The 13,161-nt window shown below is 26.7% G+C and carries 6 protein-coding genes and 11 tRNA genes; 1 reads left to right on the top strand and 16 read right to left on the bottom strand.

From position 1 onward, the window contains the following. The 4 genes from SDIMI_RS00770 to SDIMI_RS00755 all read right to left on the bottom strand — a co-directional run bounded on the left by SDIMI_RS00770 (window position 1) and on the right by SDIMI_RS00755 (window position 8,089). The gene (locus SDIMI_RS00770; RefSeq protein WP_020836078.1) at window positions 1-3,861 is read right to left on the bottom strand and encodes an AAA domain-containing protein; all 3,861 of its coding nucleotides are present in this window, start codon (window positions 3,859-3,861) and stop codon (window positions 1-3) included. Window positions 3,862-3,942: 81 nt separating this feature from the next. Then, the gene (locus tag SDIMI_RS00765; RefSeq protein WP_020836077.1) at window positions 3,943-4,467 is read right to left on the bottom strand and encodes a ferritin-like domain-containing protein; all 525 of its coding nucleotides are present in this window, start codon (window positions 4,465-4,467) and stop codon (window positions 3,943-3,945) included. 88 nt (window positions 4,468-4,555) lie between these two features. Then, window positions 4,556-6,973 (bottom strand): leucine--tRNA ligase, encoded by a 2,418-nt coding sequence (gene leuS / locus SDIMI_RS00760; RefSeq protein WP_020836076.1) that lies wholly within the window; start codon window positions 6,971-6,973, stop codon window positions 4,556-4,558. A 129-nt stretch (window positions 6,974-7,102) separates the two neighbouring features. Beyond that, window positions 7,103-8,089 (bottom strand): hypothetical protein, encoded by a 987-nt coding sequence (locus SDIMI_RS00755; RefSeq protein WP_020836075.1) that lies wholly within the window; start codon window positions 8,087-8,089, stop codon window positions 7,103-7,105. Between the two features lie 99 nt (window positions 8,090-8,188). Between SDIMI_RS00755 and SDIMI_RS00750 the strand changes: the two genes are divergently transcribed. Further along, window positions 8,189-8,905 (top strand): hypothetical protein, encoded by a 717-nt coding sequence (locus SDIMI_RS00750; protein WP_020836074.1) that lies wholly within the window; start codon window positions 8,189-8,191, stop codon window positions 8,903-8,905. Between the two features lie 35 nt (window positions 8,906-8,940). Here the strand turns inward: SDIMI_RS00750 and mgtA are convergent, their stop codons facing one another. The 12 genes from mgtA to SDIMI_RS00690 form a co-directional block, all read right to left on the bottom strand. Continuing rightward, window positions 8,941-11,628 (bottom strand): magnesium-translocating P-type ATPase, encoded by a 2,688-nt coding sequence (gene mgtA, locus SDIMI_RS00745; protein ID WP_020836073.1) that lies wholly within the window; start codon window positions 11,626-11,628, stop codon window positions 8,941-8,943. A gap of 219 nt (window positions 11,629-11,847) precedes the next feature. Beyond that, window positions 11,848-11,924 (bottom strand) — tRNA-Ile (locus tag SDIMI_RS00740). A gap of 111 nt (window positions 11,925-12,035) precedes the next feature. Then, a tRNA-Phe gene (locus SDIMI_RS00735) sits at window positions 12,036-12,111 on the bottom strand. 5 nt (window positions 12,112-12,116) lie between these two features. Beyond that, window positions 12,117-12,193 (bottom strand) — tRNA-Asp (locus SDIMI_RS00730). A gap of 3 nt (window positions 12,194-12,196) precedes the next feature. Then, window positions 12,197-12,272 (bottom strand) — tRNA-Met (locus SDIMI_RS00725). Window positions 12,273-12,279: 7 nt separating this feature from the next. Beyond that, a tRNA-Ser gene (locus tag SDIMI_RS00720) sits at window positions 12,280-12,372 on the bottom strand. Window positions 12,373-12,413: 41 nt separating this feature from the next. Further along, window positions 12,414-12,490 (bottom strand) — tRNA-Ile (locus SDIMI_RS00715). A 26-nt stretch (window positions 12,491-12,516) separates the two neighbouring features. Beyond that, window positions 12,517-12,593 (bottom strand) — tRNA-Met (locus tag SDIMI_RS00710). A gap of 5 nt (window positions 12,594-12,598) precedes the next feature. Next, window positions 12,599-12,674: transfer RNA gene (locus SDIMI_RS00705), tRNA-Ala, on the bottom strand. Window positions 12,675-12,701: 27 nt separating this feature from the next. Further along, a tRNA-Pro gene (locus SDIMI_RS00700) sits at window positions 12,702-12,778 on the bottom strand. A 41-nt stretch (window positions 12,779-12,819) separates the two neighbouring features. Next, window positions 12,820-12,896: transfer RNA gene (locus SDIMI_RS00695), tRNA-Arg, on the bottom strand. A 163-nt stretch (window positions 12,897-13,059) separates the two neighbouring features. Continuing rightward, window positions 13,060-13,134 (bottom strand) — tRNA-Cys (locus SDIMI_RS00690). Between the last annotated feature and the right edge of the window lie 27 nt (window positions 13,135-13,161).

Below are 13,161 nucleotides of genomic sequence, written 5' to 3'. Positions count from 1 at the left end.
TTATTCCTCCATTATTTCTTTTGCTTCCAATAAACAATTCTCAAAATCTAATTTTGAAATTATATCAGCATATACTTGATGACTATTTGAAACATTAGGATCTTCAATAGTTGGTATTTTTACTGTTATATCTGTAACAGCTCTTTGAGCACCAATTATTATTAATAATTCTCTAGCTCTTGAAAAAGCAACATTTATTCTTTCATATTTTTTTAGAAAATCTCTCCCTGATTTTGTTGAAAGTTTTTCTGGATTTCTCACCATATTAACTAGCACGTAATCTGCTTCTTTACCTTGAAAATCATCAACTGTATTTATTGTAATATCTATATTTTTGAATTTACTGATTTTAATTTCTCTTTTTAATTTATTAACATGTAATCCATAAAAACTTATTATTGCAACACTTGGTCTTAGTTTTGATTTTTTATTTAAAACCTCTTTGTCAATTTTTTCTAAAAGTTTTTTTGTTAAACTAATTTCTAATTCATTAAATAAACTAGTTGAAAAATCTTCACCTTGCTCATAATTAATTTCGTCATTTGTATTATATGTTGAGTCTACTCAGTAGACTGAACTTCTTGAGTTAATTATTTCTTTATGATTAGCATTTGTAATAACAAGATCATGTCTCTTTTGATCACTTACTTGTGGTTCAACTTTTAAATAACCATCATAAAATTTATTAACGATTTCCATTATTTGTTCGTGACTTCTGTATTGAGTTTTTAATATAGAAGTAATGGATTTATTTTTTGCAGAAATTAATTTTTTAAATGCAGATTCATCTAAAAGTTCATACATTAAATTATAATTATAATCTTTGTTAAAATATTTATTTACTTCATCAACATCTCCAGGTTGTAATTTTAAAATTGGTGGAAGTTGTCTATAGTCCCCCACAAGAATTAGAGATTTTCCATAAATTAGTGGCATCAAGATTTCAAGTATTGTTGCTTTTGAAGCTTCGTCAATAATTACTACATCTACATCCATATTTCTAAGATTCAATTCTTCTAATCCTAATTTTGATGCAAAGTTATCTTTATTAAACTTAAATAAATTTGTAGAAGTTAAAGTCATAGAATAGACATTAACTAAATTATCTAAAATAGTTTGGATATATCTTTGACTATCTTTAAACATTTGTCCTGAAAAATCTTTTGATGCTAATTCTTCTTCAAAATTGCTTGTAATCTTATAATTATTATTCAAATAGGTAATTAATTGAGTATATATTTCAGAAAAGTTTTCTTTTCTTTCTTTACTATTTTTTAATTTATTTTCAAGATTACTTAATTCTACTTTCACTTGTTCTTCTAAATCAATATCAGTTAATCCTAAATTTAAATTAAATTTATTATTCACAATTTTTATAAGCTCTCTTAATTCTTTTGAATTAGATCCAGCATTTTCACTTAAATTGTTTTTTGTAACAGTCAATTCATTTTTATGAATTTCAAAAGTTGAAAGTTCTACATCAGAATATTGATTTTCATTTTCTTTTTGTAAATCAATTTCAATTTCTAACTTCAAATTCTTTAAACTTAAAGTGAAAAAGTCAAAAATTTTATTAAGTTCATTCAATTTCAAATCTGTTTTGAGTAATTGCTCCAAACCTAAAATTTTACTTTCTTCTTTTTCTGCTAATTCAAATTCAGCAGTTCTTTTATATTTATTTACATTATTTTTTGAGTCTTTTATTTCTAAAAATATATTATTTTTAAAATAAATTTCATTAGCAATTTCTTTAATTAAAAGATATATATTTGAAAAATCACTTGGTTCAAAGTTTAAATATGTATATACAAAATTGTTTAAATCAAATTCAATAGATTGTTTATAGCAATCTAATAGTTTATCAGATACATTTATAATCGCTTCAAATTCCTTTGTGTTTAATGCTTCAATTAAGTTTTCAATATTTATTAATTCTTCTTTTAAATAATTTTTATGTTTTATTTTATCCAGATTGTTTTGTTTTAATGAAACAATTTTTTCATTAAGATTATTAATTTTATCTTGAATTTCTCTTATTTGACTATTGTTTTGATGAAAACTTTTATTAGCATTAATAAGCTGCTCTAAATTATTTTTATAATCTTGGAATTCTTTGATAGAACTTTCATCATTTTTCATATCATCAAATGCTCTTTTACCAATTGCTTTATAATAATTGTAAAGTACTCTATCAGGTGAATAATTATTTGAAACTTGAGTTTTTAAATTAATTTGATTTGTTAATCTAATTTTATTTAAATTAGGATCTATTGGTAATCTATCAACAACATTTTTAATAGCTTCGTGATTTTGACTTGATAATAAAATTTTTCTATTCAGTTTTGATAATTGATTAATAATTTCACAAATTACTTGTGTCTTACCAGTACCTGGTGGACCTTGTAAAATAAAAATATCTTTTGTATTAATAGCTTTTCTAACTGCCTCTTTTTGTTCTGAATTTAAATTAAATTCAAAATCTTTATCTTCAATTGAAATATCATCTGAGAGTTCAGAGAGTTCAACAAGTCTTGTATTAAATAAATAATTTACTAAGTACGGATTTTTTGTATTACCATCTGATATTTTTTTTATAACTTGTTTATATCTTTCAATTAGAACATCTTCACCTATTCCTGTATATGCAATATATCCAGTTGCAAGAGAATCAATATTATTTTGCAAGTTGAAAATTGCTTGATCAAAATCTTGTTCAATTTCAAAACTCATTTTTTTAATTTTTCATTCCTGCATCTCATTTGGATTCTTTTTTAATAAATATTCAAGTTCTTTATTTTCTCCTAAAAAAATAGTTTTATTATTTTTTATTCAATAAGTTTGAAAATTCATTTCTTCATCACTTGTGCCAAGCATTGTTCCAAGATTTATTACATTTTTAAAATCGTTTGTTCTTTCAAAATTAAAATCAAAAATATCATGAATATTTTTAATTAAATCATGAGTTGTAATAATGTTTTTATTCATTTTTATTGGAACTAAAGATAATTCCTTTGTTTTTTTAATTTTGTTTACTTTTTCTAAATCATCAACTAATAAATCTAAAGTTATAATATTTGAAAATTCAAATGGTATATCGTTACTTCTCAATATGTTTTCTGAATTTGAAAATAGATATTTAAAAGTTTTTGATTTTAATTCTTTTACTTCTAATTGAATAAGATGATTATTAAAATGAATTTTATCTATTTTGATAACTTTTAAGATACTTACTCCAAGATAAGGAAGAGATTTTTTTCTTTCCAATTTTAATAAATTCTCACTAAATTCCAAAAAATTGAGTCATTTTTCTTTTTCTTCTTCAAATGTTGAAAGTAGTCTACCAATTTCTCCTATATTAGAAGAGTTTAATACATTCCTTCTAATTATTTCATCATCTTTTATTTGTCCCTGATTTCTTATTATCAATATATGTGATTCTTTAATAATTGTTTCAAATTCCTGAGCAGCACTTTTTAATCTAGTCATAAAAATTGAACTAATTGTAAGTCCCGCATTTTTTGTATCAATATTTACATAAAATCCTAAATAGGTTCCTTCTGGTAATAATGATTGATTCTTTGAATCTAATTCCATTCTTATAATTCCATTATAAGCAGTTTTGCTTTTATCTTTTTTAGAAAATTGATGTGTTTTATCATCCAATAAGCAAATGAAAGATTTTTTGGCTAATGAGTTTTTTAAAAAATTTTGAAATTCTTGGCAAGTTTTAACTCCTTTAATATCAAGTTGCTCTATTATTTGATCTAAAGTGGCTGGATTTTCTTTAAATTGTACATTTTGTAAAAAGGAGAAATCTAAAATTATTTCTTTTGTTCCATTATTTTCAATAATATTTGACATAGACTTATCTCCCTTATAATTACACTTTTATTATTATAACATTTTTAGACAATTAAAAAATCAACCAATGTGGCTGATTTTTTAATCTTTATGTGGTGCAAATGGATCAACTACTGCTAGTGTATCTGGATTTTCTCTTGTAGATACTTTTTTATCTATTGCATAGTGGTTACCATTTGACATTTTTATTCAGTCTAATAAGTCATTTGTTTCTGAGATTTCTTCAAAGAAATCAATTGCAAATCATTCATAAAATTTAACAGTAGTAAAATCTGCTTTTTCTTTAGCATTATTTGTAAATTCATCAGTTATTTTAGCAAAATGACTTCTACATTTAATATATTCTTTTAAAATATCTTCTATAGTATTTAATTGGGGTTTATCCACTTCAATTAAAGATATTTCATAATTTTCACCTTTATCTAAAAGATAATTCATAATTCTTCTTTGATGTAAGAACTCATCTTGAGCTTGAACTTGAAAGAAATGTGTAAATCCTGGGTAACCCATTTCATCACATTTTTTACTTAAATTAAAACATTTAAACTGCATTTTAATGTGTTCATTAATATAATCTTGAAGATTACTTAAAATTAATTTATCCATTTTAAATCCTCCTTGGAATAGTTTTATTATATTCCTTTAAATTTATAAAGCAATTTATAAAAAGAGAACTATTTTATTAATAGTTCTCTTACTTTATAACAATATTTACAATTTTATCTAGAACTGCAATTTCTTTAATAATTTGCTTTCCTTCGATTTGTTCTTTTATATTATCTAATTTTTTAGCTAAACTAATCAATTCTTCTTTATCAGTTCCCTTATCAACTTCAAAAGTTCCTCTTAATTTACCATTAATTTGAACAGCAATAACAACTGTTGAAAGTGATAATTTTGATTCATCATGAACTGGTCAAATTTGTAGACATACAGTTTCTTTATTTCCAGTTTTAAATCATAATTCTTCTGCTAAATGTGGCGTAAAGATTGAAAGCATTTTAATAAAGTTTAAAATATATACTTTATATACTGGTTTTTCTTCTTTATATACAGCATTTACAAACATCATTAGTTGTGAAACAGCAGTATTAAATTTGCAATCTTCAATCATTTGAGTGACTTTCTTAACTACATCATTATAAATAAAGTCTAAATTTCCATTATTTTGATCTGTTAATTCAATATTTTCAATCATTCTATAAACTCGATCAAGTCATTTTCTAGCTCCATCAAGACCTTTAAAACTTCAAGGAAGTGAAGCTTCTAATGGTCCCATAAATACTTCATATAGCCTTAAAGTATCTGCTCCATGTGACTCAATAATATCATCGGGATTAATTACATTCCCTTTTGATTTACTCATTTTTTCTCCATTATCTGCTAAAATCATTCCTTGATTAATTAATTTTTGAAATGGTTCTTTTGTAGGAACAATTTTTAAGTCAAATAATACTTGATGTCAAAATCTTGCATATAACAAATGAAGAACTGCGTGTTCTTGACCACCAATATATAAATCTACTGGTAATCATTTTTTAAATAATTCCATTGCTTCTTGTGAATTAATATCTACCAAATTATTTGGGCTTGTTGTTAAAATATATGCCAAATAGTATCAACAACTACCTGCTCATTGAGGCATTGTATTTGTTTCTCTTTTTGCCTTTTGACCATTAAATTCAATATTTACTCAATCAGTTAAATTTGCCAATGGTGATTCACCTGTTCCTGATGGTTTAATATAATCAGTCTTTGGTAATTCTAATGGAAGATCTTTTTCATCAATTAATGCAATCTGTCCATCTTCTAAAAATATTATTGGAAATGGTTCTCCATAAAATCTTTGTCTTGAAAATAATCAATCTCTTAATTTATAGTTAATTTGTTTTTTAGCTTTATTTTCTTTTTTTAGTTTTTCAACAACTAAATTAATTGCTTCAAATCTATTTAATCCATTTAAAAAATCTGAATTAATTAAAGTTGATTCACCAACAAATGCTTTTGATTCATCTTTTGTTTCCAAAACATATTTAATTGGTAATTCATATTTCTTTGCAAATTTTCAATCGCGTTCATCATGAGCAGGAACTGCCATTACAGCTCCCGTTGCATAGTCATTTAAAACATAATCTGCTGTTCATACTGGTAATAATTCATTTGTAATTGGATTTATTACATAACTTCCTGTAAAAACACCTGTTTTTTCCTTTGAATCATCTTGTCTTTCAACATCAGTTTTTGTTTTAGTTAGAGAAATATATTCTTCAACTTTTTGTTTATTTTCATCAGTAGTTAATTTTAAAACTAAGTTATTTTCAGGAGCGAGTACAACATATGAAACACCAAAAATAGTATCTGCTCTTGTTGTAAATACTTCAACTTTTTCATTAATATCTTTTACATCAAAGTTTAAAATAACTCCTTCAGATTTTCCAATTCAATTTTTTTGAAGTTCCTTAACAGAGCTTGGTCAATCTAAATCATCTAATCCTTCAAGTAATCTATCTGCATATTTAGTAATTTTTAAAACTCATTGTTTCATTGGTTTCTTTATAACTTCAAAGCCACCAACTTCAGAAACCATTTTTCCATTTTCCAAAATTACTTCTTCATTTGCAAGAACAGTTCCTAATCCTTCACATCAGTTTACATTAGCTTCTCTTATCTCTGCTAATCCTTTTTTATAAAGTTGTTGAAATATTCATTGAGTAATTTTATAGTAATTTGGATCACTTGTATTAACTTCTTTATTATAGTCATAACTAAATCCAAGTTTTTTTAATTGATTTCTAAATGTAATAATATTTTTTGCTGTAAATTCTCTAGGATCATTTCCTGTTTTTAATGCATATTGTTCAGCAGGAAGACCAAATGCATCTCATCCAATTGGATGAAGAACATCATATTGTTGCATTCTTCTCATTCTTGCAAAAACATCTGTTGCAGTGTAACCTTTTGGGTGCCCTACATGAAGTCCCGCTCCACTTGGATATGGAAACATATCAAGTATATAGGCCTTTTTATCTTTATCACTTGTTGTTTTAAATGTATTATTTTCTTCCCAAAATTTTTGTCATTTCTTTTCTATTGCTTTATGTGAAAATTCCATATTATTACCTCTTTTATCAACTTTATTATTTTACATTATTTATTTATTAGTATTAAAACTTATTTACTATTAGAAATTTGGATAAAATAAAAACTACTTTATTTGTAGTTCTATTTTATCCAAATTTAATTATTTTATAGTTATTTTATTTATTTTAGTTGTTAATTTTGAGTGTACATTCGCTTGATTTGCACCACTTCTTCATTTTCCAGCAATAGTAGTACTTCTTATAGAAATTGAGTTAGATTGCTCACTATATATTGTATCTATAACATAGAAAGCTCAAATTTTATTTTGTGTATACTGTTTTTTGTATCTTTCTATTAATCCATTTTCAAATTTCAATTCTCAATGATCATCATAAATTTTTTCGGTTTGCTCATCATAAATATAATCTGGATATGTAAATTTATTATGAGCAAGAACGTCTTTTAAAGATAAAGTTTTTGTTACATTAGTACTATTTTGAATAACACCTGCACCATGTCTAGAATTATCTTCATGTTTAAAATTATAGTTTATGTTAACTTGAGAGTAATTACTTTCTAAATCTTTTTTGTTATTAATACCATATTTATTAAGTTTTATATTGATTAATTCTCCGTTTTTTCCCTTTCACCTATCTTTAGTATCTATAATTGTATCGACTACTATATCATTGTTTTCACCTGATAATGAAATTTCTTCAGGAATGGTCACATTTTTTTTATTTTTTAAAAATACAGTAAATTTAAAGACCCCACTATATCTTATATTTCCTGGTGTAGCAATAGATTTTGAATTATATATTAAAGTTTCGCCCTCATTCGGCTTTTTATAATTCATACTTTGAAATTTTCATTCCTCTGGTTGAAATAACATAGACATAGGAATTTCTTCAATTATTTCATTATTTTCATTTTGAGTAATCAATTCACTAAAAACCTCTCCTCTAATTACTTCTAAGTCGTCTTCCTCATTTACTAGTTTTATATTTAAAGGTTCTACATTTAAGGTGTTTACATTTAATTTATAAGTACTTATGAAGTTTTGAATATTTAAATTTGATATTTGAACTATTGTTTGAACTTGATTAGTTGCTGTTATATTAAGCATTGATAAAAATATTTTTAACATTTTTTTACTTTTTCTTTCTTTCAAAAATATTTTGTATTTTATTTTTAAAAAAGTAAATATATTTTATAATATAAATGAAGAAGGACGAATAAAGAAAGAATGAAAAAATCAATATACCTAATTTTTATATTACTATCAATGTTTTTAATTATGTTTGTATCAAGTTGTACTCTTTTTAGAAAGGACTTAGGATGAGTGCTTTTATCTTCTAATAGAGTTACATTAGATATTGCAAATGAAGAATCATTAGAGGCAACAGTTAGAATTCTAAATTTAGAAAAAGTTAAATCAGTTACACTCGAATATGAAGATGATTCAAGAGATTATATTGAAGCATCTGTAAATGGAAATGAAATAAAAATTAAATCTCTAAAAAAAGTTGGTTCAGCACAAATAAATGTTATAGGACAAAAATCTATTGGGAAGGGGAAAATATTTGCAGATATAATTAAAACTCCTCCTAAGGGTCCATATAAATATAGTTTAGAAAATGATATTTTTCAAAATCCATTAAGCCCTTCTCCTCATATAAGATACGAAATGAATAGTGCTATTTTACAAGAAGATGGCTATAACAAATTGTTAGGAGAAATGACTTATTCTTCAGAGCGAGAAATGTGTGGAGAAATGGAAAAAAATGATTGTGAGAAGTATATAAGAATATGAGCTTACTCTGATAGTGAAAATAAAACCCTTACCATTAAAATAAATGATATCAGCAAAAAGTTATTAAAGGGATTCTATCTTTTTTATATAAACATTAAATTTGAGAATTCTCTTGTTGAAGAATCAATAACATTGTTATTTGATAACTAGAAATAAAAAACTTGAACAAAGGTTCAAGTTTTTTATTATAATCACTCTTTAAATATTTTAATATACAACATTTTTACAGCCTGAGCTAAAAACATATAAGCTACAACAAATCCCAAAGCAATTGGTAAGAAACTTCATTCAGGTCTTGCCATTTTCATTCCTTCACTAATTTCAGGAATACTCATAAACCCATAGGGAACTATTACTGCCATTGAACAGACAAATATTGTTGAACTTGTAACTTGTCATGATCCATTTGATTGAATAAATGGAATTTTTTCAGTTCTATACATTTGCATAACTGCAGTTTGTGTCATTAAACCAACAACAAATCAACTACCATTGAATTGAGCAATATTTCCTATATCTCCACCACCAGTTATTCCTGGTTGTACAGTTTTATATCCATATAATAGAACTAAAAATGTTGCAATATCAAATATAGAACTCACTGGACCATTAATTATAGTAAACCATATAATATTTTTTGTTCTTAATGGTCTTGGTTTATCGGTAAACTTGCTATCAACTTTATCAAAGATGAAAGCAAACATTACTATATCATAAAGTAAGTTTTGAGTTAGTAAGTGCAATGGTTGCATTGGCTCTGCCATAGTTAAGAACAAGGCAACAAGAACACTTAAAACATTTCCAAAGTTAGAAGCAATAGTTACTTTAATATATTTTAATATATTTGCCAAAGATACTCTTCCTTCATGAACAGCGTGACTAATTGGAAGTAATGATTCTTCCATTAAAATAATATCTGCTGCTTCTTTTGCTATATTTGATGCTTCATCAAATGATATAGCAACATCTGCTTCTCTTAATACTGGTGCATCATTTATTCCATCACCCATAAATCCAACAACGTGTCCTTGTTCTTTTAAGGCTCTGATAATTATTGATTTATGAATTGGGCTTAATTTAACAAATACATTTCCTCTTTTTACAGCTTTATGTAATTGCTCTTCAGTCATTACTTCAATTTCTTTTCCAGAATATAGTTTTTCAATTTTAAAATCTACTTTTGAACAAATAGATCTTGTAATAACTTCATTATCCCCAGTTAAAACTTTAGTTGAAATTCCTTTTTGAGCTAATTCTTTTATTATTTTTTTTGAAGTTTTCTTTGGCTCATCAAAGAAAGTTCCAAAACCATAAAAAATTAAATCTTGTTCTATATCTTCATCTTCTAAATGATTGTGAGCAATTCCTATTACTCTAAATCCGTCATTATTATAATCATCAGATTTTTTAATAATTTTATCAATATGATCTTGAGTAAGTTTTACTATTTCTCCATTAATATAAATACGGTTACATACTTTTAATACTTCTTCAATAGCACCTTTTGTAAAAATTTCTTTTTCTCCATTTTTAGTTAATATTACTGAAAGAATTTTTCTTTGGAAGTCAAATGGAACTTCTCATTCTTTTGAATATTCATCTAAATTTGGTGTACTTATTTTTTTACTCAATAGTACGGCTTGATCAATTGGATTTTGGAATCCAGTTTGGAAATAACTGTTTAAATATAAAACATGTTCAATCATTTCATTTTTTTGACCTTTTATATCAAATACATGGTCTAAATTAATTTCACCACTTGTAATTGTTCCAGTTTTATCTGTACATAAGATATCAATAGCTCCCATATTTTGAACAGCATTTAAATTTTTAACTATTACATTTTCTTTTTTAATCTTTGAATATCCTCTTGAAAGATTTGCAGTAACAATTACTGGCAACATTTCTGGAGTTAATCCAACTGCAATTGAAATTGCAAACATTGCTGCTGCAAATCATTTATCATCAAGTTCTCCTGGTCTTAAACCAAATACTAAAAAAACAATTGGTGTTACTGCTAACATAAATGATATTAATAACATTGTTATTTTTCAAATACCTTTTTCGAAAGAGTTTTTTCCCCTTTTTTCTGTGACTTTATCATTTATTGCAGAAAAGTAAGTTTTTTCTCCAGTTTGAATTACTATACATAGTGCTGAACCAGATACAACTTCTGTTCCCATGTAACAAATGTTTTCATATTCTAAATAACTTTCTCTTGCATTAGTAATTTTCTTTTGAACAGGAAATGATTCTCCTGTTAAAGATGATTGATTCAAATATAAATTATTTGATCAAATAACTTTTACATCAGCTGGAATTAAGTCTCCATTAGAAACATAAATTAAATCTCCAGGTACTAACTGTGAGTTTTCAATTTGATCGTTTTCTTTAATAAGTTTAATTGAATTTGCATTATCAATATCTTTAACTTTAAAGTCTACATCTCTAATTACTTTTGATGTTTGTTTATTTTCATAAGTCATTTTCTTAATAACATTAAATGCTCTTATTTCCTGAACAAAATAAATTGTTCCACTTATTATAATCATTGTTAAAACTAATAATGCTCCTACTAAGTCTGATGGTTCCCTAGTTTCTGCACTTGTATATTGATAAAAACTAAATGTATCAATTATTATTAATATTAAATTAAATGGACTAAAAAATGATTTTATAAAAGAGAGTACATAATTAAATTTTTTTTCTTTTAATGAGTTGTCTCCAAATTTTTCTTTTTGATTTTTAACTTCAGTTTCAGATAATCCAAAATTTGAAACTTCTAATTTTTTTAATGTTTGAGTTTGATCTAATTTTACAAACTCAGCGATTTGATTATTATAATTATTATTTATTTTTTTCTTAGTTTTCATAACATCGTTCTCCTTATTTATGAAAGCTAACTTAAAAACCTATTTTGATAATACAAAAATAGGTGGTAAATTAGCAATACTTCTTACCGCATTTTTATTAATTAAATTGTATAACTGCTCGACGGAAGGAATACTCATATTTACCACCTCTTTTCACTCTTTTTATTATACCTACTTTAAATATAAAAAAACACCCAAAAGGATGCTAAATTTTCTAAATGGTCGGAATAAGTGGACTTGAACCACCGACCTCACCCTTATCAGGGGTGCGCTCTAACCAACTGAGCTATACTCCGTAAAACAATAATAATTATAAGATATTAAATTTTAAAATTCAATAAAAATTAGATTTTTTTATAATATTTTCAATAAAAAAACGTCACTTTATGACGCTAGTTTTCAAATAATGGTGGTTTTGGACGGAGTTGAACCGCCGACACATTGAGCTTCAATCAATTGCTCTACCAACTGAGCTACAAAACCATAAATGGCGACCCCAACGGGACTCGAACCCGTGATCTCCTCCGTGACAGGGAGGCGCGATAACCAACTTCGCTATGGGGCCAAATGGTTGCGGGGGCAGGACTTGAACCTACGGCCTTCGGGTTATGAGCCCGACGAGCTACCAACTGCTCCACCCCGCGATAAAAATGGCGGAAGATGAGGGATTCGAACCCCCGCTCGGGTTTCCCCGACTCTCGGTTTTCAAGACCGACCCCTTCAGCCAGGCTTGGGTAATCTTCCGTATTTTGTTTGCCCCCTCATGATCTAACTAGAGTCAATGATGGTGGACCTTATTGGACTCGAACCAATGACCATCCGGTTATGAGCCGGATGCTCTAACCAACTGAGCTAAAGGTCCAAAATAATAAAAAACAATAAAATATATGGTAGCGGGGAAGAGACTTGAACTCTTGACCTCCCGGGTATGAGCCGAGCGCTCTAACCAGCTGAGCTACCCCGCCATATATGGTGGACCCGAACGGGATCGAACCGTCGACCCCCTGCGTGCAAGGCAGGTGCTCTCCCAGCTGAGCTACGGGCCCATATAATAAAAAATATTAAATTATAAATGGTCGGGAAGACAGGATTCGAACCTGCGACCCTTCGGTCCCAAACCGAATGCTCTACCAAGCTGAGCCACTTCCCGAAGTATGAATATTTAATAATATTCATGATTGCTCTCAATAATGGCGCGCCCTAAGGGACTCGAACCCCTAACCTTTTGATCCGTAGTCAAACGATCTATCCAATTGATCTAAGGGCGCATTTTTGTGTGAAAACAACCAAAAATATTATATTACATTTTGCGATTTTTTTGTCAATTTTATACAAAATTGACAATATTTATTATAGCAAATAAAAAACGAATATGTATAGTTTTTCCAAAAAATAAAAAAAAGAGTAAATTTTTACTCTAAATTTCTTTAATGGAGGTACCAGTCGGAGTCGAACCGACGATCAGGGAGTTGCAGTCCCATGCCTTAGCCTCTTGGCTATGGTACCATTACTTAAATGATTATACTAAAAAAA

Source organism: Spiroplasma diminutum CUAS-1, assembly GCF_000439455.1.
GTDB classification, from domain to species: domain Bacteria; phylum Bacillota_I; class Bacilli_A; order Mycoplasmatales; family Mycoplasmataceae; genus Spiroplasma_A; species Spiroplasma_A diminutum.
The sequence above is the reverse complement of the archived record's forward strand: the minus strand, read 5'-3'. Positions and strand labels throughout refer to the sequence as shown.